Raw genomic sequence first — 24187 nt, 5'->3', positions numbered from 1 at the left:
TTCCGCGTTATCCAATTTACCTTGTCGTCATTCTGCGCATCTTTCCACCCTAAAATAACTTTCATCTTCAATGAATAAGCTTTTCGCTTAACCCATGCGGAATTGGCCGACAGCCACGGGCGATATGAAGATCGCTCTTTTGTCGCCTATTCGGGCACTGCCCCCAAACGCCGAAGCAGCGGCACGAGCCGCGCCGAGACATCCTTTCTGAGCTTCCGGATTTCCTCGATATTCTCTTCAGGGGTCTCGAGCGGCTTGCCGTCGCTGACGAGGCGTTCGCCCTGCGATGAGAGCCAGCCCCAGACCGTCGCCTCGACGTCTTTGACACTATCCGAGAGCGCGAGGAGGATGAGTTGCTGCACGCGCGAGACTGTGACGGCGGCGCCGATACGGGGCGCAGCGAGGTTATTGGCGCCGGCGCCATATTTTGATCGCCGGCAGAGCTCTTGGTTGAGTGCGACCGACGCCGCGAGATCCTCGTCGGGTGTCGCGGATTGCGCGGCGGGCGCGATATCTCCGCGGCCCGTCAGGACGAACAGCACTTCGGCGAGCTGGGTTCGTGTGATCCCCTCGCTCTGGACCGCGGCGGCGAGAGCCCCGAACGGCGTGATGGCTCCCTTTTTCGCCATGAGCGCCTTCCACACGGGCTTGTAGATTTCTTCGCGCAAGCTTGCCGACCCGGCGGCGGTTGCGAGCGAAAGCGAAAGCTCTTTCGCATCATTCAGCGCCAAGAAGCTATATTCCTCGATTCCGTCGGCGATTTCGGCCGTGGTCATCTGGCGCTTGCCCTTGACGAAAATGTCGCGCCGGAACTGGCGGTTGACGAGATAGTCGCGCGTCGTTTCGTAGAGCGCCGGGTCCGTGATACCGGCAAGAAGATCATGGCAATGCGCGGGCACGCCAAGCCCCGGCATATTGTCGATCAGGCTCGCCGACGCAGCGAAATCGAGTTTGGCTTCAGCGAGGCGCTCCGAAACCTCGGAGAAGGATTCGGGCAGCCAGTGGCGGTTGAAATATTCATGGCTGACATAGTTGCGATCGAGTTTCCCGATCGCCTCGACCATATTCCCGATCGCCGGATATTGCGCGAAATAGCCGGCATTCGTCTCAACGATGCGCCGAACGAAGTGGAGCGATTCCTCGACGCGCGCGAGCAAACCTCCTGTCGCGGCTTTCGCGGCGTGGAGATTGAGCAGATGGCGCAGCGGCTCGATCGGCGCCCAGCCCGGTTTGCAATTATAGCTGATGTAGAGAATGCCGCCGGGCTTCAATTTGGCCCGGGCGATCTCGACGATGGCGTCGCGCGCCTCGCCGCTGACCCACGACCAGATGCCGTGCAGCGCGATGATGTCGAACTGCGGCAGATCGCGGCGAGCAAATTCCTCGAAGTTATCGTCGAAGATGCTGAGCGATTTGCCGCTCGCGCGCGCGACCTGGCTTGCATAGGCCGCCTGCGACGGATTGAAGTCGGTCCCATAAAATGAGCCCGACGAGGTCGCTGCGTTGATGTTCAGCGACAAGCCCTGGCCGAAGCCGAGTTCGAGATAGTTCGGCCGATCCCCGACATCGTGCGAGATGCCGCGAGAGAGAAGAGCGAACTTGAGCCGAACTGGCGCGAGCTCGGAGAAATAGCCGTAGATATAGTCGACCTCCGAGACATAGCCCGCATTCCACATGTCATCTCTCCAAAAAAAGGGGGACGTGCGCGAGGCACGCCCCCCACGGGGGTTCCCCAGTGGACTGCTCTTCAGATCAGAACTGGAAGCTCACGCCGCCGCGCACGCCCGTCACCTTATTGTCGCCGCCAAAGGTCTGGCTGCCGGTGAAGAAGAGGTTGAGCCTATCGGCCACCTTCGCTTCGAACCCGGCCTCGACCATGCCGTAGCTGTCGGGCTCGGCACCGCGGAGGACAAACTTGTCGCCGCCGCCAACATAGCCCACCGTCACATCGTTAGGCAGGTTGCCCTGGAAGGTGTAGGACGCCTTCGCGAAGGGGCGCAGGGTCACGCTGTCCGAAAGCTCGGTTTCGGTGCCGAGCTTCACGCCGAGAACCGGCGAGAAGACCGTCTTCTTCCGGCCATCGACATCGAGGCTGAACGCGCCTGCACCCGTTTCGGTGAAGCCCTCGAGCGAGGTGCGGCGGAGGACCAGCTTGCCATAAGGCGTGACCGTCACGCTGCCGGCGCGATAGTCGTAGCCAACCTCGAGGCTGGCATCGAGCTGCTTCGCATTGATCGATGCTTCCGCCGTCCGAGCGAGGAGGCTCATCGTGCGCGTCGCGTCATAGTTGGTCCAGCCGAAAGCGAGCTTCGCATTGGCATAGATCGGTCCGAAGCCCTGCGTGACATAAGCGCCCACGGTCCAGGTGCGGCCGTCGACCGCCTCCGGCGTACCGCGCGCGGCGATGTCATGCTCGGCATAGGCGCCGCCGAAGCCGAACGCCCCGTTCGGCGCGTAGGCGAAGTCGAGACCGCCGGCGATGCCGTAGCTGTTCGCGCGGATGTCCGATGCGCCATAGGCGTCGCCGTCACCATATTTCGCCCAGTTGCCGACCGGGTTAAGCCAGAGCTGCGTCGCGAAATCGCCCCCGAACGAGCGGCGGTTCGTCAGCATGTCGAGCGTTTGCCCGAAGACGCCGTTCTGGTCGACCGCGGCGAGCGAGCCGTAGATCTCGCCCGACGACAGCTCGTTGAAGAGCTCGGCGGCTTGATCCGACGACAGGCGGAAGTCGAGTGCGGTCGCGACATTGGCGATGTCCTGAGCGTAGCCGAGTTCGGTCACCGACGCGAAGCCCGTCCCGCCTGCTGCATCGCTCCGGATGCGCCCGATCGCCGAGGTCAGCGCCGAGTCCAGGCCAGCCGCAGCCGCCACGGCGTTGGGGTTGGTCGCCCCGCTCGCATAGCTGCTGCGCTTCACCTCGAGGCGGACTTCCTTCGTCGCCGTGTCGTGCACGAGGCTGAAACCGACATAGGGCGAGGTCAGCGTCGGCGCCGCGGCGGCCGAGACCGCCCCCGTACCGGTGTAGGTGAACAGCGTGTAGCCATCGCCATTGGCGTAGAGGCTGTCACGATAGACGTTCACCGCGACCTTGCCGGCGAGGTTCAGGTTACCCGTGATGTCGACCCGCGAATTGTCGGCTTCGTAGCCCAGCGCCTGCGGCGTGGTGAAATAGCCGACATAGACGCCGCCTGCCACCGGACCGAGCGGTTCGGGAAGGGTCGAGCCATCCGAGACCTCGCTGCGGTAGACGCGAACCAGCGTCGGCGTGATGCCCACGACGGTCGTACCCGCGGCGCTCTGGTTGAAGTCGCCGACCTGACGGATGGTGATCCCGTCTATCAGTTCGGTCTGGCCGACCAGGCTGTTGCCGAACAGGTTCTGGCCCGGAGTGATGCGGCGGCCGACGACGAGCGTCGCGGCGTTGTTGATGTTGCCGCGAACCCCGAATTCGGCGCCGTCCGACTGGCTGGTGGTCAGCTGGATCTCGCCTGCGTTGATGTTGAAGTTGCCGACATCGAGCGTGTAGGCCGGCTCATCGCCCGGGAGACCCGGGTCATAAGCCGCGCCGTTGATGACGAACGTTCCTGCGCCTTCCTTGTTCAGCGTTTCGACGCCGACCACGCGAACCTGATAGTTAGAGCCGCCGAAGAGGCTCTGCGCGTCCTTGCCGAGCGAGAGCAGCGGGTTGGGCTTGTCGGCACCGACCGGCCAGCTCTGGTTCGGATAGAGGATGGCATCGGCGCCAAGGAAGCCCGAGCCGACCAGGTTGACCGTGGTATTGGTCGTCCGATTGCCGTCAGCGTCGCGCTCGCCAGTGATGCTGCCGAGCGTCGCCGACCCCGAATTGAGGTTGATCGTCGCCTTCACATCGCTGGTCAGCGTGGCGCCTTCGCCGGTCGGGTCATTGTCGAGACCGCCGATGACCGCAAAGCCGCCCGAGACACCGTTCTGGTCGACCGTGTAGGTCTGCGTGAGCAGCGCATCCGCCGGGGTGAAGCTCGTGTCGGTCGAGGTATCCGTGCGGACCTCGGTGACCGACGCCGTGTCGATGTTGCGGCCGAGAACGGTCGTCCCGCCGACAGTACCATTGTTCGTGACGGTGCCTTCGCCGGCTTCGACGAGGATGTCGCCGCCGATGGTCGCTCCCGCCGCGTTCGTCACGCTCGCTTTGCCGAGCGCCACCACCGGCGTGATGGTTTCGGTGATCGTCTGCAGCGAGGCTTTGCCGAAGTTGGTCGTTTCGCTCGTCGTGTTCGAACCGATGACGATGGCGCTGGCGCTGGCCAGGTCGCCGATCTGACCCGTATTGCTGACCGTCGCCGACGTCGCGCTGACCGCGCGCGCATCGTCGCCGATCAGGCCGGCGTTGGTGATCGAAGCCGGACCGCCGACAATCGTCGTCGTGGTCGAGCTCGTGAGGTTCACCGTGCCCTTGCCGTCATCGCTCGTCGTGCTGGTGCCGACCGTATTGAAGGCATAGCTTTCGGCGTCGACGTCGCTGGTGACGATCGAGCCCTTGGTCACGGTGACCGAAGCGCCGCTGACGCCGGCGGCATAGACATCGTCGGTCGCTGCGACCGCCTTGTCCTTCAGCGCCTGGGCGGAGTCGACCAGCACGGTCGCCTTGCCGCCGACCGCCGCTGTTTCGGTGGTGACGCTTTCCTCGAAGGTGCGGTCGGTGAGGCTGCTCACGAGCGTCCCGAAATCATCCGACGAGGATTTGGTCTTGCCGGTCCATTCGCGGGTCGCCTCGGACGTCGTGACGCTGCTTCCAGCAATCGCGCTCACATAGTCTTCCGAGACGCCGGTCAGCGTGACGGTCGCATCGCCGCGGCCTGCGTTGACATAGGTCCCGCCTTCGACGGTGCCGGCGATCGTCGCAGTGGCATTGCCCTGCGCGGCGGCCGCCCCATAGGTCGAGCTCGAGGTTTCCGAAGCGGTCGCGACGCCAGTCGCCGCATCGCGGACATAGGAGCGCTCGGCCGAAGTCTCGCTGTCGGTGCCATTGTTGGCGCTGACCGTGAGATTCCCGCCGACGATCGCCTTGCTCGCGACATCGGCCGAGGCCGACTTCACGCCATAGACCGTGACCGAACCGCCGACCGTATCCTGGCTGGCGGTCGCCTTGCCGGTGATCGACGCCGCGCCCACGCCGTCGGTGACGATCGACGTGCCGCTGCTCTTGATATTGAGCTCGTCGGTAACGTAGCTGCCCTTGGTGATAGTCTGGGCGATATTGCCCGACTCTTCCGAGGTCTGCGCTGTCGCGCCCGAGGCGTTGCTGGTCACATCGTCGGCGACCGAGCCGCTGACGACCACCGTCGAGGAATTGGTGCCCTGCGAGTTGACGCTGGCGCTGCCGCCTGCGTTGCTGCGCGCGACCTGCCCTGCGATGGTGACCTTGCTGTCGCCGCCGGCCACCGCCGTCGTTTCAGACTTGGCGGCATATTCACCGGTATAGGTACCCGAGCCATCGGCATCGAGAATAGTCGTCTCGGTGCTGCTGCTCTCGTAGGACGAGCTTGCGACCCCCGAATTGCCAGCGGTCGAGCTGACGTTGCCGAAGATGGCGCCGGTCGCATTTACGGTGCTCGCGAGATCAGCCACCTGCGTGACGTTACCGATGGCGGCGGGGAAGAAATTCTTCGTGCCGTTCGCGCCGGCATAGGTGCCGGTGACGCTGCCGCCCGTCGCCGTGTACGAACCGCTGTCGGTCCGTTCTTCGGTGAAGCTGCTTCCGCCCTTGCCGTCGAGCACCGACGTCGAGGCATAGGTATTGCCGTTCGACGACGCGCCGCCGCTGCTTGCCGCATAGGTCGAGCCGCGAACTTCACCCTGGTTGAGGATCGTGATGTCGCCGCCCGCCGTCAGGTTGACGTTGCCGATGCCATTAAAGCCGACGATCCCGCCTGCCGCATTGGTGAAATCGACTTTGCCTGTCGAAGCGGTGTTCGTCGATTCCTCGGCGTAATTATATTTGGTGGTGGTCGTCCCGGCGGCCCCATCGACAACCGCCGCAGGCGTCAGAATCGTGCGGATAAGGGTCGTGTCATTCCCCGACGAGGCGCCGTTCACGCCGCCGCCGATCGTGCCGGCATTGGTGATCGAGACGTCGCCGGTCGCATTGGCGTTGACCGATCCGTCGACTTCGCCTCGCGCCGCGTTGACGACGGTGGCATTGCCCTTCGAGCGCGTATTGCTTTCCTCATAGACGTCGCTGAGGACGAGCGCGCCGGTGCTGTCGAAGACGAGCGCCTGCTCGGTCACGCTCGCGGTGCCGTTTCCGGCAGTCGCGTTCAGATTGCCGCCGACCGAACCGCTATTATCGGCAGAGGCATCGTTCGTCGCGACGGCAAGCACGGTTCCACCCGTCGAGCCGGTTTCGGCGATCACAACCGACGCATTGCCCGCGGAAGGAGCGTTTGTCGACTTTGTCGTGTAGCCGAGCTGGACGCCCTTGCCGTCGAAGGTCTGCGTCTGATCGAAGGTCGACTGCGAACCGTTGCCAGCGCGAGCGGTCACGGCGCCTTCGACCGCACCGGCATTGATCACCGATGCATCACTGGTCGCCGTGGCCGACACGCCGCCGCCCACGGAAGCTTCTTCGGCGACGTCGATCGCCGCCTTGCCGACCGCGCTCGCCGACGAATTCGCGGTCACGATCGAGAGCAGATCGCCGGTCGCGTTCCGCGTCGTCGTCGTGCTGCCGGCGTTCGTCGCAGAGCCCGTCCCGGCGATTGCATTCAGCGCGCCCTTGACTTCGCCAGCGTTGGCGATCGACGCATCGCGCGTCGCCTGGGCATTGGCCGCTCCACCGACGGCACCCGTCGCGGCGATCGTGATCGTCGAGTCGCCCGCGATGGCCCCGTTGCTGTAGGTGTCGATCCGCTCGAGATCGACGGCATTCTTGCTGTCGCGCGTCTGGACGGTCTTGTTCGCCGAATTGGTGTTAAACACCGGATTGGCGGTCACGTCGCCTTCAACGCTTCCCGCGACCGCGATATCGACGGTGCCATTGGCGACGCCGGTGACGGAATCGAGTTTGCTCGTAGCGGCCGTGTCGATCTTGACCGTGCCGGCCTCATAGGTGACCTTGTTCTCGCTGGTCACGACCGACTTGTCGGCGACCGGCGCCGAGGCGGTGTTGACGACGGTGACGGTCGAGCCGACGGTATAGCCGACAACATCGCTCGCAGTGCCCTTGGCTTTCACATCGACATCGCCGACCTGCGCGATGAACAGGGCGTCGCCCTTGCTCTTGCCGTCAGCGCTCGCGACGTCGCCGATGACACCCGCGACATCGCCGCTCTTGTAGACGTCGGTTGTCGTATCACCCGCCTTGGTCGAGGTGATGGTTCCCAGCGACTGGAGGAAGACGTCGCCCGAACGGACGGCACCCGAGGAGGTCAGCGACAGATCGCCGGGTCCCTGGATGGTGACGCCATTGTGGATCGTGCCTTTATTGTCGAGCGACACGGTGCTGCCGAAACCATTTGCGGAGAAGCCGCCGGTGATCACGCCGCTGTTGGTGGCGGTCAGCTTGTTGTCGGCCTTGGCGGAGGAGCCGCCGAGAGCAACGCCGACCGCATCGGTCACGGCGCCGGTCTTGTCGACCGCGCCAATGCTGCCGGCGTTGCCGAAGACGATCGAGCCATCGCCCTGCCCTGCGGCGGGGGTAAGTCCGATCGTTCCGGGGCCCGTCACTTCGCCTTTCGACGTCACGGTGATCGTGATGTCGCGATCGGGCGTCGCCTTGGCGGTATCGATCTTCGCCTGAACGCTCGCAGCGGTTTCCGCCGCGCTCACCTCCACCGTCTGCTCGGCGTTCGCGCTGTCCGCGAGGAGCGCCGAAAGCGGGAAGGCCGCGGAGACAAGCAGCGCCCCCTTGGCGAAGCGGCGCAAATGAGAAGTGGAGTTCGTCGTCATGTTTAATCCTCTGCTTGAAATAAGTATGGCGAATTGGCGCACGCGCCCGAAGCTATCGGCGCGGCCGTCAAAGACTGCGAAAAATCTTAGCTGTTGAAGCATTCCCCCTGAGTCAGACCGGTCGCCCGGTCGATCACGGAGGCAAATGCCAATTGCTGCGTTCGCGCATCGTGAGCGATGCGTTTCTTGAGCGTTTCCGTAGCGTTATTAATTCGTCGCGCGGCTGTTCGGCATTGCTCCCACCTTCGGCAGCGTCTTAATCCGCCCTCCGGGAGGCGCGGCATAATCCGCGCGGGGAGAAGGGAAAGAGGGGTGGGGGTGAACGGTATGGCGCTTTATCGGCTCCGGCTTTTGGGAGCGTTTCAGCTGGTTGCGCCGAACGGACAGCGTCTTGACGTCACCAGCAAAAAGGCGATCGCGCTGCTCGGTCTTCTGGCCAGTGCCAATTCAGGCGAGCGGTGGCGCGCGTGGATCCAGGACAAGCTTTGGGGATCGCGCGAGCTCCGGCAGGCCCAAGCGAGTTTGCGCCGCGAACTCCATGGCCTCCGCAAGCTGACGGTAGGCTCGCCGTTCCCGCTCATCGAGGCAACGACCCGGACGGTCCGGCTGAATCTGAACGTCGTCGATGTTGATATTCGCAATAAGGAGGCAGTCATGCGTTCCTCGGGCGAGTTCCTCGAAGGAATCGATATCGCGGGTGAAGAGTCTTTCGAGGAATGGCTCCGCGAAATGCGGAACAACATCGCGGACTTGTCTGGTCCGATGCCTTTGACCGATAAGCAATACAATTCACCAGTCGGCCTCGATCAGACGCATTAGCCGCGCTCGCGCGCGTCGCGTCGGCAGGATTTCCATAGCTGCGCGCATTGCCGTTTCGCCACACTACCCCGGTTGGAAGGCATTGCCGTAGTTGGGGTCGGGACAAGGGTCAAAATGTCCCGGCCCCGTTAATGCAAGTTATGCCGCCTCATTCATCGTAGCCTCTGACGGCTTCGAGCACACTGCATGCCGTACCTCTATTCCCGGATAATCGCGAGCGCTCAAGGAGCGGCTTCGCTCGTTCGCTCGACAGGTACCGAGTCTTTAAGAATCCTTTAGAGCGCCTTCAAGACTTTGAGGAGAACGGCCACGCAAGAGCAAGCGGGGATGCCATTCCGCAGATAAACGAGCGAGGCCGATGCTAATCGAGATGGAAGATCGACGCCCGAGATATCGGCTGAAGTTGCTCGGAGCCTTTCGGCTGGCAGCGCCAGATGGCAGCCGGCTCCCTCTTTCAAGCAAAAAGGGGATCGCCTTGCTTGGTCTCCTTGCTACAGATGGCAATGGCGAACGGTGGCGCCCATGGATTCAGGAAAAGCTCTGGGGCACGAGGGGACCTGCCCAGGCGCAAGGCAGCCTCAGGCGCGAGCTTCATGGCCTGCGCCGAGTGGGCACCGAGGTGGGGGTTCCGCTAATCGAGACAAACCGCCGCGTTGCTCGTCTGATTTTGGAGAATGTCGACGTGGACGTGCGGCGCGCCCCGCAACGCACCACTCCACGTCAGGAGTTTCTCGAAGGCATGTGCGTTGTCGGCGAGGAAGGGTTCGAAGAATGGCTTCAAAATGTGCGAAAGACACTCCGCGACCCAAGCGGCAGTGAACTTGCCCGGCCTCGGGGCCAGACAATCTAGCTACGCCGGTGATGTCGACACACGCCAGTTAACCTCCTGCCAGTATCATTCATGCCCAAATAATCCCAATGGACAGGTGGCATCTCTGATGGTATGGCAACCTTGCTAAAGGCAAATAGCATCATTAAATCAATACCTTGCCACGGCAGCCGGGTGCCCGTAGGGGTCACCATTCGAACGAAAGATCGGCTTCGGCCCGCTGCGCGCCCATGAGCGCACAGCGGGATGCGATCAAAGATCGAGGCCGAGCGCCTTTGCCACCCGTTCCCACGGCACCAGCTTGAAATTCTGATTCTCGGGCGGCGAGACGTTGCGGCCGTCCTGCGCGACCATCAGGCCGTGCGGGAAGTTCGGACCGGCCGCGAGGCTGCTGACGTCGAGGCCGTCGGTTTCGGAGACGCCGTCGATCCCCGCCGCCATGTCGGCGCCGATGCGGAACGAGCCGACATAGGCGTTGTCGCCTTCGCGGCGGAAGACCGCATAGCTGTCGTTGCCCTGGCTCGAGACGACCAGATAGCCCGTGCCGTCCGCCATCGCATAAAGGCCCATGCCCTCCATATCGTCCTTGAGCGCCGGATTGTCGGTGATCTTCGCCAGCATCGTGCGCGCAGGGCCGCCGCGCGGTTCGGCGCCCTCGCGCCAGATCCCGACATCCTCCTCGCCGGTATAGAGCATCCCCGTCTCGTCATCGGCGACACAGCCTTCGACCTGGCTCGCAAAGGGCAGGTCGCGGACCAGTTTCGCACGCACCTTTCCGGCAGGGGTCGCGATCAGTTCCCACTGGCGCATCTTGCCGTCGGTCTGGTTGACGAAGACATAGGTCTTTTTCGTCTTCGCGCTGCGATACATGCACAGGCCATAGGGGTCTTCGAAGCCGGTATTCTGCAGCCCGTCGGCGACATCGGTCAGCCGGCGCGTCGCGGGGTCGAGCGCATAGATCGATATGCCCTTCGTCGTGCGGTTGCTTGCCGTCACCAGCGCGACATCGCGTCCGCCGAGACGGAAACCGCTGCGCAGGTCGACATTGTTCATGCGTCCGTCGGGCAGATATTGGAGCACCTTGCCGTCGAGGCCATAGACATAGAGCCCCGACTGCTTCTGCGTTCCGATGATGACGCTTTGCGCGGGATCGGCGGGGTCGATCCAGATCGCGGGATCGTCGGCGGCGTCCCCCCCGGTTTCGACCGGCGCGGTTTCGACCGTGGCGAGCGCCAGCGGCATCGTTGCGGGCGCCGGAGCGGCGGGCCGTTCGGGAAGCCCCGCCGCGGCGAGCAGCGCCGACCAGCTCGCGATCTTGAAATTGGGCTGTTCGGGGGCATTGTCGTCGTCGGCGACGACCACGACCGGGCCGGCGATGGTGATGCTGCCCGCGTCCTCGACCCTGTCGGCGCCCGCCGCGAGCGCGACCGAGCCGAGATAGGCATGATCGTCGGCGGGATCGTAGATGTTGAGCCGGTCGGCCTTGGCGTCCGAGACGAGCAGCCGTCCGTCGGTGGCGATGGCGACACCCTTCGCTTCGTCGGTGATATGGCCGAGGCGGACGATGTCGACGATTTCGGGCTTGATCTCGGCCTCGGGCTCGGCGGCGAAACGCCAGACGCCGACGGCTTCCTGCGAGACATAGACCGCGCCGCGATCGTCGGCGGCGCAATAGCCGATCTCCGACCCCAGCGACCAGCGCCGCGCGATCCGCCCGCTCATCGCGCCCGAGGCGTCGGCGGCGAGCCCCCATTGCTCGATCTCGCCCCGGTCTCCGACGAGGAAGAGATAGAGGGTGCCGTCGCGGTGGCTACGCGAGAAACAGAGGCCCGCGACGGTCATGTCGGGCTTGATTCCGGTCAGCGCGAGCGGCGTGGGGGCGCCGCCGGCGCCGACGCGGAAAAGCTTGGGCGCGTTCGCCTTGCCGTCGAGCGCGGCAAGCAACGGCGCACCGCCCGGCGCGGCGTCGGCGCGAAGATCGAGTGCGCGGATATTGCCGACCTTGTGCGTTGCGACGCGCTGCCCAGTAAGGTCGAAAACGTCGATCCCCGCCGATTCGGCGCCCGCGAGAATCAGCGTGCGCGACGGATCGCCGGGATCGGCGATCACGGCGGCGCCATCGGCCCCCGACCCTTGCGTCGCCTGCGTCTCCGCCGATGCGGCAACGGCGGGGACCGCGGTGTCGGCGGCCGCAATGGCGGGAACGGCCGTCAGCGCGGCGGCGATTGCAAACAGACTGGTTTTCACTCAACCCTCCCTCATTCATCCGGAAAAGCGGCGGCCATCTGGATGCGATGGCCCGCTCTCAAATTCAGAATAATTTTTCTATCTTTCTTATAAAACAGAACGTATATTCATTCCATGCCGATGTCATCCCTTATTTCCGCCATGATCGCCGCCGCTCACGCCGCGGGCGAAGGATTGATCGCCGACCGCGAGCGCATCGCGACGCTCACGATCCACAGCAAGGCCGGCGCCGCCGACATGTTCACCGAGGCCGACCTCAAGGCCGAAGCGACCGTCCGCGAACAGCTGATGGCCCATGCCCCCGACTATGGCTTCCTCGGCGAGGAAGGCGGATTGACCCCCGGCCGCGACACCGACCATGTGTGGGTGGTCGATCCCCTGGACGGTACAACCAACTTCCTGACAGGATCCCCACTCTTCGCCGTGAATATTGCACTGGCGCGACAGGGCGAGGTGATTGCGGGGGTCACTTACGTCCCCGCGATGGACGAGCTGTTCTGGGCCGAAACCGGCAGCGGCGCCTGGCTCGGCGAGCGGCGCATCCGGATTTCGCCGCGCACGACGATCGAGGAATCGGTGCTGGGGGTCGGCATTCCCTTTGCGACCAAGCCGGATCACGAACAATTTTACGCCGAGATGGCACGGCTGACCCCGCGCGTCACCGGCATCCGCCGCCTCGGCGCCGGCGCGATCGACATGGCGTGGGTCGCCTGCGGCCGCCACGACGCCTATTGGGAACAGAGCGTCAGCGCCTGGGACATGGCCGCAGGGGTCGCGATCGTCCGCGAGGCGGGCGGGATCGTTACCGACACGCTTGGCAACGCGCTCGACCTGATGAACGGGACGGTGCTGGCCTCGACGCCGGCGATCCACAAGGACCTGCTGACGGCGCTGACACGGGTTTAGGGTTTGAAGGCGGCTATGGGGTGGGGAGCGGACGTTGAAGGATGGCGCTACTTTCCCCTCCCGCAAGCGGGAGGGGCGGCGAGACTTACGAACTTTGTTCGTTAGTCGCAGCGGGGTGGGTCCTTGCACCGTCGCTGCCCACCCCCGACCCCTCCCGCCTGCGGGAGGGGAGAAGATAGGTCCGCTTCCGGTCGAAACTCACCAATTCTCCGTTACGGCTTCACCCAACCCCGCTCGCGATGCGACCGCCGGATCGCGTCGGCGACCTTCTCCACCGCCAGCGCATCGGCGAAGCTTTTCGCCGCCGACGGCAGTCCCGCCGCGGCCTCGACCGCGGCCTTGACCTCGATCGTCTTCAAATCATTGTAGCCGATCTGATGGCCCGATGCGGGGCAGAAGGCGCCATAGTCGCCATGCTCGGGCCCGGCGCAGATCGTCGTGAAGCCATTGGTACGGCCCGGTCCGGAACGATAGAGTTGCAGTTCGTTGAACTGCTCCTGCGTGAAGGCGATCGAACCCTTCGTGCCGCTGACCTCGAACGCCAGCCCCATCTTGTGCCCGCTCGCGATCCAACTCGCCGCGAGAGTGCCGGTCGCGCCGCCGGCAAATTCGACGACCGCGTCCATCTGGTCGTCGACCGTCACCGCGCGTTCGGTGCCCGCTGCGTCGCGGCGCGTCGGGTAAGCGGTATGCAGCCGGCCCGACACCGACGCGATGTCGCCGACCAGATGCTGCGCCATCGCGATGATATGGCTGCCGATGTCGGCGAGCGCGCCGCCCGCTTGCTCGGGCTCGCAGCGCCAATTGAACGGCGCGTCGGCCGACGCCATGAAATCCTCGGCATGGATGCCGCGAAAGGCGGTCACCTCGCCGATCTCGCCGCTGGCGATCAGGTCGCGCGCGAGGACGATCATCGGATTGTAGAGATAGGTGAAGCCGACTGCGGTCGGCCGCCCCGTTGCTGCGGCGGCCGCGGTCATCGCTTCGGACTCCGCAATCGTCGTCGCCAGCGGCTTTTCGCAATAGACCGCCTTGCCGGCCTGAAGCGCGGCGATCGCGATCGGGGCGTGGAGCAAATTCGGGGTGGCGATCGCGACCATGTCGATCGATGCGTCGGCGATCGCCGCGCGCCAGTCGCCGCTTGCCTGCGGGATACCGAGCGAGTCAGCCGCAGCGGCCGCCGTCGGCAGATCGCGGTCGGCGAGGATCGTGACGCGCGGCGCACGCGGCAAGTCGAAGGTCCGGTCCGCCGCCGCGAAGGCGAGCGCATGGGCGCGGCCCATGAAGCCGCTGCCGATCAGCGCGATATGGAGAGGGGCGCCGCTCATCCGCCCGCGACCTGATGAAAGCGTTCGCGCAGCCGCTCGATCGTCTTGCGCTTGACCGGCTGACCGTCGCGCAGCTTGTACCAGCTATTCTGGCTGATCCGGTAGGTCTCGAACAAGCCTTCCCGCGTCGCGCACGGCAGATGCGCCTTCAGCGCCTCGAACTCGTCGCGCGCGATCGTCTCCATCTCGAAACGCATTCTCATTCACTTCCATAATAGCTGCCGCCGCGCTCCACGCGCTCGCGGCGTTCGAGTTCATGCGGGTCGATCGCTGCGCGCCAGCTCTGCTTGCCGTTGACCAGATCGGCGGCGGTGAGGACGACGGGCTTGCCCGATGCCGAGGCTCCGATCACGTCACGGACGCTCAGTTCGACGCGCGGTTCGGGATCGAAGCTGAATTCGAGCAGGCCGAAATTGGCGCTCCGCACCCACGGCGCGCGCAATCGCACCTCGGGATGCTGATCGACGAATTTGGGCGCGAGATATTGGGCGAGACCCGAGCTCACCAGATCGTAGAAATCATAGCCGCCCTGATCGGACCAGGGCACACAGTTGAGTTCGCCCTGATGGACATCGCCCGAAATGCCGAGACAGCCGCCGATCCCTTCATCGCGGATGAAATCAAGGATCTCGTTGCGCTCGTGGAGGTAGGCGGCCCAACTGTCGCCGTCCTTTTCGGCGAGCGTCCAGCCGGTGCCCGACGCGAGGATCTTGAACACCGCCTTCGACGCCTTGAGCTCGCGCTTCAGCCACGCCTTTTGTCCCGCGCCGAGCATCGTCTTGGCCGGACTGTCGGGGTCCGACGGCGGGTCGCGATGGTAACGCCCGTCGAGCATGAAGATGTCGACCGGGCCGAAGCTGTGGCGAAAGAAGACGCCCGGCGTATCGGGCAGCCCCGACCCCGGGTTCGCCCACCAGCGGTCGAACAGGCGGCGCGTCATCGCCTTCGCGCCGTTGCGGCGGTCCGAATCATTATAGCCGAAATCATGATCGTCCCAGATCGCGAGCTGCGGCACCGAACGGAGCAGCGGGACGAGCGCCGGCACATTGCGCTGGCGCGAATAGAGCGCCGAAAAGGCGGTCTCGCTGTCGCTGTCGGCGTAGATATTGTCACCGAGCCACAGGAAGAGGTCGGGCTCCATCGCCGCGACCGCTTCGAACACCGGTTGCTCGGGGTAGAGCTGGACGCGCGCGCACGAGCCGAAAGCGATGCGGATCGGGCGCGGGCGGTCGGGCGCGGTGCGGGTGCGGAAAGCGAGCGGCTGGTGCCGGTCGTCGATTCCGTCGGTCTTGATGCGGTAATAATAGTCGGTGTCGGGCCGAAGCCCTTTCACCTCGATCGCGGTGCAGAGATCATTCTCCTGCGTCGCGGTGACCGGCGCGGTCGTCTTCGCATCGGCGAAGTCGCGGCGCGTCGCATATTCGACCGCGACCCCGAAGGCGCCACTCGCGCGCGACCAGACGGAGAAGCTCTCCGGCGTCGTCGCACCGACCATCGGGCCATCGAGCAGCCGCGGATAGCCGATCGCGGCGGCATAAAGCCGGCGCGGCAACGCAGCGAGAAAGGCAAGCGCGGCGCCCCCGCGCAGAAGATTGCGGCGATGCATCGTCATGTCCTTCAGTCACGCAGCTTCGTGTTCCAGAGCGTCGTGGCGAGGATCGTCGCCAGCACCGAGCTGCCGATCCAGAACCAGATCACCGGCCCGAAATCATAGACGTTCGCGCCGTTCGCCATATGCATGTTGGCGTCGATCAGCGCCCCCGACACCTGTTCCTGGATCGCGGCGCCGAGATAGGAGAAGACGCCGACGAGGCCGAGCGCCGCGCCCGCGACGCGCTTTGGACAAATGTCGATCGCGAACAGGCCGCCGAGCGAGGTGACAAGGCCGGTCATGCCGAGCCCGAACAGGACCACCGCGACCAGAACGACGGCCGGATTGTTCGGGCCGAAGAAGAGCAGCAGCAGCCCGACGAGCTCGACGACGCCGAACAGCAGATTGGCTGGCGGACGCCGCGCACCGAAGAATTTATCGGAAACGAAGCCGAAGGCGACCGCGCCCGCGACCCCCGCGAGCGTGCTCGCGGTCAGCACCGCGCCCGCCTCGGCCAGCGAATAGCCGCGCGCTTCCTGGAGATAAAGGATGCCCCAGCTGTTGATCGCGTAGCGCGTCACATAGTTGGCGGCGCTTGCCAGCGCGAGAATCCAGACCGCCGGGATTTTGAGGATCGAAAGCTGGGTCGCGAACACTCCGCGCTCGGGCGCGCCTTCGGCGGGCGGGGCATAATGATCGTTCCGCCAGTCGGCGACGGTCGGCAGGCCCAGCGCGCGCGGACGATCGGCCATCGCGTAAAAGGCGGCGATCCCGGCGAGGATTGCGGCGACGCCCGGCCCCCAGAAGCCCCAGCGCCAGCCGCCGAGCGCGACGAGAGCCGAAACGACAGCGAAGGTCAGCCCCTCGCCGATCGAATGCGCGGTCGACCAGATGCCGTAATAGCGCCCGCGCTCGCGGTTCGAGAACCAGCTCGCCAGCGCGACGACGCAGGCGGGCGCGCCATAGCTCTGGAACCAGCCGTTGAGGCCCCAGATCAGCAGCGTCGCCCAAAAGAGCGTCGAGAAGCCCATCGCAATATTGCACAGCGCCGACAGCACCATCCCCGCCGCGAACAGCCGCTTCACATTGCTGTGATCGGCGACGAAGCCGTTGATCAGCTTGCCCGCGGCATAGGTGTAAAAGAGCGCCGAGCCGATCATCCCGAGCTCGAGCGGCGTGAAGATGCCCTGATCGATCAGCGGCTTCTTGACGATGTTGATCGCGAGCCGGCAGGTATAGCTGACGGCGTAGGCGAGCGTGATCGCCATGATGATCCGCATCCGATAGCTCTTGAAAGCGCCATCGACACCGTCGTCGGTCCTGACCGGCAGGTCCGGCCCCGTCGCGAAATATCTGAGCATCGCCTCTCTCCCTCGCCGGCCATTGCCAGTCCTCTGTTGCGAGACTATTTCATTATTCAATAAAATGGAAGATTTGTTTCATATCCATGAATCGTCATTGCGAGGAGCGAAGCGACGCGGCAATCCAGGGTGTGACAAGCCGCTCTGGATTGCCTCGCTTCGCTCGCAATGACGGATGAGTAATCCCGAGCGATCATGCTCTATGACGTCGGAATCAGGAAGGCATTGTCGCCCGCGCCGCCGTCGGGCCAGCGCTGGGTCACCGTCTTGACCTTGGTCCAGAAGCGCATGCCCTCCATCCCATATTGGTTGGTATCGCCGAAGCCCGAACGCTTCCAGCCGCCGAAGCTGTGATAGGCGACGGGCACCGGGATCGGCACGTTGATCCCGACCATGCCGACGTTGACGCGCTGCGCGAATTCGCGCGCGGCATGGCCGTTGCGCGTGAAGATCGCGACGCCATTGCCGTACTGATGATCGCTCGGCAGGCGGAGCGCCGTTTCGAAATCGGGGGCGCGGACGATCTGCAGCACCGGGCCGAAAATTTCCTCGCGATAGGCGCGCATGTCGGTCGTCACCCGGTCGAACAGCGTCGGGCCGACGAAGAAGCCCTGCTCATGCCCTTGCAGCACCAGCCCGCGGCCGTCGACGACCAGCTCGGCACCTTCGTCGACCCCGGTCTGGATCCATTGTTCGATACGCGTCTTGTGCGCGGCGTTGACGACCGGGCCGTAATGCGCGTCGGGATCGCTCGACACCCCGACCTTGAGCGCGGCGATCGCCGGGATCAGCCGTTCGCGCAGCGCATCGGCGGTCTTGTCGCCCACCGGCACCACAACGGGCAGCGCCATGCAGCGCTCGCCCGCCGAACCGAAAGCGGCGCCGCAAAGATCGCTGACGACCTGATCGAGGTCGGCGTCGGGCATGACGATGCCGTGGTTCTTCGCGCCGCCCATCGCCTGCACGCGCTTCCCCGCTGCGGTGCCGCGCCCATAGACATAGTGCGCGATATCCGACGAGCCGACGAAGCTGACCGCCGCGATCGCCGGATGGTCGAGGATCGCGTCGACCATCTCCTTGTCGCCATGGACGACTTGCAGGATCCCCTCGGGCAGCCCCGCCTCGCGCATCAGTTCGGCGAGGCGCACCGGCACCGACGGATCGCGCTCGCTGGGCTTGAGGATGAAGGCGTTGCCCGCCGCGATCGCGGGGCCGAACATCCACATCGGGATCATCGCCGGAAAATTGAACGGGGTGATGCCCGCGACGACGCCGAGCGCCTGCCGCATCGCATAGACGTCGATTCCCGGCCCCGCACCCTGCGTATATTCGCCCTTCAGCGCGTGCGGAATGCCGCACGAAAATTCGATGACTTCCAGCCCGCGCAGGATATCGCCCTTTGCGTCGGCGACGACCTTGCCATGCTCGCTCGCGAGCAGCTCGGCGAGGTCCTGCATGTTTGCCTCGAGCAGTTCGCGGAAGCGGAACAACACGCGCGAACGGCGCTGCGGATTGGTCGCCGCCCAGCCGGGCTGCGCGGCCGCTGCCGTCGCGACGGCGCGATCGAGATCGGCAGGGGTCGAAAAGGCGACGCGGGCCTGAACCTGTCCCGTGCTCGGGTTGAACACATCGCCCGCGCGCGCTTCTCGAGGACGCACGGAGCCGCCGCCGGCGGCATCGCCGGCGATGAAGGATTCAATCTGTCTCATCGCTCTTCCTTACTGGCGCACGATCCACTCGTGCGCGGGGTCGTTGCGGAACACCCAGTTGCGCCGGGGGCCCGCCATCACGTTCAGATAATAAAGGTCGTATCCGTGCGGTGCGCCGACCGGATGATAGCCGCGCGGCACCATCACGACGTCGCCGTCCTCGACCGCCATCGTCTCGTCAATGTCGCGCGCGTCGGTATAGACGCGCTGGAAGGCGAAGCCCTGCGGCGGCGACAGGCGGTGGTAATAGGTTTCCTCGAGGAAAGTCTCCTCGGGAAAGGCGTCGCGGTCGTGCTTGTGCGGCGGATAGCTCGACCAGTGGCCGCCGGGCGTGATCACCTCGACGACGAGCAGGCTTTCGGCCTCGTCGGCGTCGGACAGGATATTGCGGACGTGGCGCGTATTCGTGCCCTGCCCGCGTACCTCCACCGCGTCGGAGCGAATCAACCGCACCGCGCCCGTGCCAGTTCCCGGCGCAGTACAGATTGCGATCTCGGCATCGGACGCCGCCTCGATCGTGTAGCGATGCCCCGCAGGGACATAGACCGAGGTCGCGGCGCCATCGAACACCGTCTCGCGCCCGCCGATATCGCCGAAATGCTCACCCCCCGCATCGACCGACACGGTGCCGGTCAGGATCACGAGGCACGCCTCGCGCCCGTCCTCAACATGATTGTAGCGCGCGCCCGCGGCCAGCCGGACGACGCGGAAACCGACATATTTCCAGCCCGCGCTTTCGGGCGTGATGTCGAGCAGCGTGCCGTCGTCATCGGGGGCGTGCGGGCGGACGAGCAGCGACATCAGACCAGCGCCTCCTCGCGCGCGAGCCGCTTCAGCGTGTCGAGGCCGAGCTGACTGTATTCGCGCGGATTGGCAATCGCCGGGTCCTGTTCGGCCTCGATCACGATCCAGCCCGAATAGTCCATATCGGCGAGCGCGCGCATGAAGGGCGCATAGTCATAGTCGCCGTCGCCGGGCGCGGTGAACATGCCGCCGACGACGCCGTTGAGGAAGCTCGTTCCATCGGCGAGGAACGCGTCATATTTCGCGGTGCGGACATCCTTGCAATGGACGTGGGCGACGCGCTCGGGGCGCGCCTTGATCACGTCGATCGGCTCGATCCCGCCGAACAGCGCGTGGCCCGTGTCGAGCACCAGCCCGACATGATCGCCGGTCGCATCGAAGAAGCGTTCAAGCTCGTCCTTCGTCTCGACGACGGTGCCGAGATGATGGTGATAGGCGAAACGCAGTCCGCGATCGGTGATGAAGCGCGCGACGGTGTTCAACCGCTCGCCGAACTGCTTCCAGTCGGCGGCGGGCAGCACCGGATGCGTGTCGAGCCGGCTGCCATAGCGGTCGCCATGGACCGCGTTCGACGTCTCGGCGAGGATGAAGACGCTCGAATCCATATATTCGAGCAGCGCGAGATGCTTCGACAGCGCCGCAATCTCGGCATCGGCGTCGCGGACCAGGAGATTCGACGAATACCAGCCGCCGACGATGTCGAGGCCATAGCCCGCCATGATCGGCGCCAGCACCTCGGGATCGCGCGGGAATTTGTTGCCGAGCTCGACCCCGTCGAAGCCGATGTCGCGGACATCGGTGAGCAGTTCGTCGAGCGTCGTGTCGCCGCCCAGTTCGCGCATGTCGTCGTTGCACCAGGCGATCGGGCTCACGCCCCAGCGGATCGTCATTTCCTCTCTCCGTCGATTCGGGTTTGATAATCGCGGCGCGCGGCCTGCACTTCGGCGCGCGCCGACACTTCGGGGACGGCGACGTCCCACCAATGGCCGCCCGCCTCGGTGGTGATCGCGGGATCGGTGTCGATGACGATCACGTAGCTTTTGGCCGACGCCTTGGCGCGGCCGAGCGCGGCGTCGAGTTCGGCTAGGCCGCCGACCTTCTCGGCCCCCGCACCGAGGCTACGGGCATGGGCCGCGAAATCGATCTCAGGCAGCACCGCGTGCGCCGCGTCGGCGAGCAGATTGTTGAACGGACGCCCGCCGGTCCCCTGCTGCAGCCGGTTGATGCAGCCGTAGCCGCGGTTGTCGAGCAGCACGACTATGATCTTGTGCCCGAGCATCACCGAGGTCGCGAGTTCGGAGTTGAGCATCAGATAACTGCCGTCGCCGACCATCACGATGACCTCGCGCGCCGGGTCGGCCATCTTGACCCCCAGTCCGCCTGCGACCTCGTAACCCATGCACGAAAAGCCATATTCGACATGATAGCCGCCGGGGCGATGGCTCCGCCAAAGCTTGTGGAGTTCGCCCGGCAGTCCGCCAGCGGCACAGACGACAGTCGCGTCCGCATGCGCCTGCCGCCACACCGCGCCGATCACCTGCGCGTCGGAGGGGAGCGCGGTGCCCGGTGCAGTCGCGGCGTCCCACGCGGCATTCCATTCGGTGACAGCATCGCTGTTCGCATCGCGCCATGCCGCCTCGACCCGCCAATCGGCGAGCGCTTCGGTCAGGGCTTCGAGCGTTTCGCGCGCATCGCCGACGACCGCTTCGGCACCCTGCTTGATCGCGTCGGGCGCGGCGATGTTGACCTGGATCAGCCGCTTGCCCGCGAAGAGCGTGCGCGACCCGGTGGTGAAATCCTGCAGCCGGGTGCCGACGCCGATAATCAGGTCGGCGGCCTCGGCGGCGGCATTCGCAGCGCTCGTCCCGGTGACGCCGATGCTGCCGAGCGCTTGGCGGTGATCCCACGCCAGCGCGCCCTTCCCCGCCTGCGTCTCGGCGACCGGAATGCCGGTCTGTGCCGCAAGGTCGGCGAGCACCGCCTCGGCCTCGGAATAGAGCACGCCGCCACCCGCTACGAGCAGCGGCGCCTTTGCAATACGGACCGCCTCGATCAGGCCCGCCAGTTCGGCGCGGTCGGGACGCGGCCGGCGCGGACGCCACAGGCGCGGCGCAAAGAAGCTCTGAGGATAATCGAAGGCCTCGGCCTGCACGTCCTGACAAAGCGCCAGTGTCACCGGCCCGCACAGCGCCGGATCGGTCAGCACGCCCATCGCGCGGGGGAGCGCGTCGAGGATCTGTTCGGGCCGCGTGATCCGGTCGAAATAGCGCGACACCGGGCGGAAGCAGTCGTTCGCGCTGACCGTCGCGTCGGCGAAATCCTCGATCTGCTGGAGCACGGGATCGGGGCGGCGGCTGGCATAGACATCGCCGGGCAGGAACAGCACGGGCAGGCGGTTGACGTGCGCGAGCGCTGCCGCGGTCACCATGTTGGTCGCGCCGGGGCCTATCGAGGTCGTGCACGCCATTGCGCGCCGGCGGCGGCTCGCCTTGGCAAAGGCGATCGCGGCGTGCGCCATGCCCTGTTCGTTGTGCGCGCGATAGGTCGGAAGCGTATCTTCCATCCCAGCGAGCGCCTCGCCCATCCCCGCGACATTGCCATGGCCGAAGATCGCCCAGATGCCGGCGAAATAGGGCAGTTCGACGCCATCGATCTCGACCCGCTGCGCCGCGAGCCAGCGCGACAGCGCCTGCGCCATCGTCAATCTTACCGTCTTGCTCATGCCGCCACCTTAGCACGGCGCGCCGCGCGCCAGCCATCGGCAAGGACACGCAGATTGGCGCCGAGCGCGGCAATCGCCGCCTCGTCGTCGATCGCGCCGGTCAGCCATTGCTGCGCGACGTCGTGGAAGATCGTCCGGCCGACCGCGAAGCCTTTGACCAGCGGAAAGGCGGCAGCGGCGACGATGCCCGCGAGCACCTCGTCCTGCGGCGCCGACAGGCCGAGCAGGACGATGCCGCGGCACAGCGGATCGTGGCGCAGGATCGCGGCCTCGCTCGCGGCCCAGGCGGCGGCATCGGTCGTCGGTTCGAGCTTCCACCAGTCGGGATAGATACCCAGCGAATAGATATGGTCGATCACCGAGGCGATCGTGCCGCTGTCGATCGGCCCATGTTTCGAGGCGATGATTTCGAGCAGAAATTCGTGACGGGTGCGGCGACACGCGTCGAACAGCCGCGCGATCTGCCGGTCCTGCCGCGCGCGCATCTCGGCATCGTCGTCCGGATGATAGAAGACGAGGCATTTGACGACATGGTTGGTCGGCCAGTCGCGTAGCGTCATGCCAACGTCGGGCGATCCCTCGAAGCGCAGCGGACGCGACCCCGGCACCTCGATCGGCCGCCCGATCCAATAGGGATGATCGGCCGCCGCCTCGAGCGCGCGCGCACCGAAACGCCCGTCGAGCAGCACGCCATAATTGGGATCGCCCGCGCCCATGCGGTGCAGCGCCTCGAGCGCCAGATTCTTGAAATGATGGACCCGCGCCTCGTCGCTTTCGCCGAGCTCGGCGAGCAGGTCGTCGAACTGGCTGCGGTGATCGATCGCAAGGACCGTCAGTTCGTCGCGCTCTCCGTGGCGGTTGGTCGACCAGTGAAGCTGTTCGAGCTCGGCGCTCTCGCGCAGGCGGTGCGGCCATTGCCCGCCGAGAAAATGCTGCAGCTCCTCCCACGACGCCATCGCCGGCGCGCAGCCATGGCGCGACACGACGAGCGCACCGCACGCATTGGCGATCTCGCAGCATTTTTCGAGCGGCATGTCCTTCAGCCAGCCGCGCAGGAAGCCGGCCATGAAAGCGTCGCCCGCACCGAGCACGTTGAACACCTCGATCGGAAAGCCGCGGCCGACGATCCCGGCATCGAGCGACGCGGGTATCGCACCCGGAAAGGCAACGCATCCCTCGGCGCCGCGCTTGCAGACGAGCAGCGCCGGACTCTTCGCGCGGATCGCACCGAGCGCCGCCAGCGTGTCGGTCGAGCCGCCGAGGATATGGATCTCCTCCTCGGTGCCGACGATCAGGTCGCAGAGCGGAAGCACGCGCTGGAGCGCTTCGGTCACGCCGCTATCCGCGACGAAGCGGTCCTCGCCATTGTCCTTGCCCGCGAGTCCCCACAGCACCGGCCGGTAATCGATGTCGAAAACGACGCGACCGCCGGCCGCCTTCATCAGCGTCGCCGCCTTGAGGCTCGCCGCGAACACGCCCGGTTGCGACAGGTGCGTGCCGTTGATCAGCAGCGCACCGGCCGAAGCGATGAAATCGGGGTCGATGTCGTCGGCGGCCAGCGCCATGTCGGCGCAATTCTCGCGGTAGAAGATCAGCGGAAAGGTATCGGGGTCGCGGATGCCGAGGAAAACGAGCGCGGTCAGCCGCTCGGGGTCGGAGCGGACGCCGCGCGTCGACACCCCTTCGCGTTCCAGTTCCTCGACGATGAAGCGACCGAAATGATCGGCGCCGACACGCGTGATCAGCCCGGCGCGCAGGCCGAGGCGCGCGGCGCCGACCGCGGTGTTGGTCGGGCTGCCGCCGATATATTTGGCAAAACTCGCCATATCCTCGAGCCGCCCGCCGATCTGTTCGCCGTAAAGGTCGATCCCCGCGCGCCCCAGCGTGACGACATCCAGCCGGCCCTCTCCGCCCCGTTCCTGCCCTTGTTGCGTCATCGCTTTCG

General features: G+C 65.4%; 15 protein-coding genes. 3 read left to right on the top strand and 12 right to left on the bottom strand.

Going from position 1 to position 24187, the window contains the following annotated elements; all coding sequences use genetic code 11:
• Positions 1–146 precede the first annotated feature (146 nt).
• Together ACVENA_RS21010 and ACVENA_RS21005 are read right to left on the bottom strand one after the other, a co-directional pair.
• Complete coding sequence (locus ACVENA_RS21010) at positions 147–1676, bottom strand: class I SAM-dependent methyltransferase (protein WP_449326921.1); 1530 nt, start codon at positions 1674–1676, stop codon at positions 147–149.
• A gap of 76 nt (positions 1677–1752) precedes the next feature.
• Entirely contained in the window at positions 1753–7926 is a 6174-nt protein-coding gene (locus ACVENA_RS21005; protein ID WP_449326920.1) for an autotransporter domain-containing protein, read from the bottom strand.
• A 318-nt stretch (positions 7927–8244) separates the two neighbouring features.
• On the opposite strand from ACVENA_RS21005, the gene ACVENA_RS21000 reads away from it, so the two are divergent.
• On the top strand, positions 8245–8745 hold the full coding sequence (locus ACVENA_RS21000) for an AfsR/SARP family transcriptional regulator (protein WP_449326919.1): 501 nt from the start codon (positions 8245–8247) through the stop codon (positions 8743–8745).
• 358 nt (positions 8746–9103) lie between these two features.
• Complete coding sequence (locus tag ACVENA_RS20995) at positions 9104–9595, top strand: AfsR/SARP family transcriptional regulator (protein WP_449326918.1); 492 nt, start codon at positions 9104–9106, stop codon at positions 9593–9595.
• A gap of 231 nt (positions 9596–9826) precedes the next feature.
• Here ACVENA_RS20995 and ACVENA_RS20990 read toward each other — a convergent pair whose 3' ends face one another.
• The gene (locus ACVENA_RS20990; protein WP_449326917.1) at positions 9827–11821 is read right to left on the bottom strand and encodes a phytase; all 1995 of its coding nucleotides are present in this window, start codon (positions 11819–11821) and stop codon (positions 9827–9829) included.
• A gap of 141 nt (positions 11822–11962) precedes the next feature.
• Between ACVENA_RS20990 and ACVENA_RS20985 the strand changes: the two genes are divergently transcribed.
• The gene (locus ACVENA_RS20985) at positions 11963–12727 is read left to right on the top strand and encodes an inositol monophosphatase family protein (protein WP_449326916.1); all 765 of its coding nucleotides are present in this window, start codon (positions 11963–11965) and stop codon (positions 12725–12727) included.
• Positions 12728–12939: 212 nt separating this feature from the next.
• Here ACVENA_RS20985 and ACVENA_RS20980 read toward each other — a convergent pair whose 3' ends face one another.
• From ACVENA_RS20980 to ACVENA_RS20940, 9 genes are all read right to left on the bottom strand, one after another.
• Positions 12940–14055, bottom strand: coding sequence for a Gfo/Idh/MocA family protein (locus tag ACVENA_RS20980; RefSeq protein ID WP_449326915.1), 1116 nt, complete (start codon positions 14053–14055; stop codon positions 12940–12942).
• Complete coding sequence (locus ACVENA_RS20975; protein ID WP_257546535.1) at positions 14052–14252, bottom strand: hypothetical protein; 201 nt, start codon at positions 14250–14252, stop codon at positions 14052–14054. Before ACVENA_RS20975 ends, ACVENA_RS20980 begins: the two co-directional genes overlap by 4 nt.
• 2 nt (positions 14253–14254) lie before the next feature.
• A complete protein-coding gene (locus ACVENA_RS20970; RefSeq protein ID WP_449326914.1) occupies positions 14255–15661 on the bottom strand; it encodes an alkaline phosphatase D family protein in 1407 nt (468 codons plus the stop codon).
• 11 nt (positions 15662–15672) lie between these two features.
• The gene (locus ACVENA_RS20965; protein ID WP_449326913.1) at positions 15673–17007 is read right to left on the bottom strand and encodes an MFS transporter; all 1335 of its coding nucleotides are present in this window, start codon (positions 17005–17007) and stop codon (positions 15673–15675) included.
• Positions 17008–17207: 200 nt separating this feature from the next.
• Positions 17208–18716, bottom strand: coding sequence for a CoA-acylating methylmalonate-semialdehyde dehydrogenase (locus ACVENA_RS20960; protein ID WP_449326912.1), 1509 nt, complete (start codon positions 18714–18716; stop codon positions 17208–17210).
• Positions 18717–18725: 9 nt separating this feature from the next.
• The gene (gene iolB / locus ACVENA_RS20955; RefSeq protein ID WP_449326911.1) at positions 18726–19517 is read right to left on the bottom strand and encodes a 5-deoxy-glucuronate isomerase; all 792 of its coding nucleotides are present in this window, start codon (positions 19515–19517) and stop codon (positions 18726–18728) included.
• Positions 19517–20410 carry a myo-inosose-2 dehydratase gene (gene iolE, locus ACVENA_RS20950; RefSeq protein WP_449326910.1) on the bottom strand — a complete coding sequence of 298 codons (894 nt, stop codon included), beginning with the start codon at positions 20408–20410 and terminating at the stop codon, positions 19517–19519. The genes iolB and iolE overlap by 1 nt, the downstream gene beginning before the upstream one ends.
• Complete coding sequence (gene iolD / locus ACVENA_RS20945) at positions 20407–22242, bottom strand: 3D-(3,5/4)-trihydroxycyclohexane-1,2-dione acylhydrolase (decyclizing) (RefSeq protein ID WP_449326909.1); 1836 nt, start codon at positions 22240–22242, stop codon at positions 20407–20409. Before iolD ends, iolE begins: the two co-directional genes overlap by 4 nt.
• The gene (locus tag ACVENA_RS20940; protein ID WP_449326908.1) at positions 22239–24179 is read right to left on the bottom strand and encodes a bifunctional 5-dehydro-2-deoxygluconokinase/5-dehydro-2-deoxyphosphogluconate aldolase; all 1941 of its coding nucleotides are present in this window, start codon (positions 24177–24179) and stop codon (positions 22239–22241) included. The genes iolD and ACVENA_RS20940 overlap by 4 nt, the downstream gene beginning before the upstream one ends.
• Between the last annotated feature and the right edge of the window lie 8 nt (positions 24180–24187).

This window comes from Sphingopyxis sp. 550A, from assembly GCF_053569535.1.
Note: the sequence above shows the minus strand (reverse complement) of the source record. Positions and strands in the feature narration are given on the sequence as shown.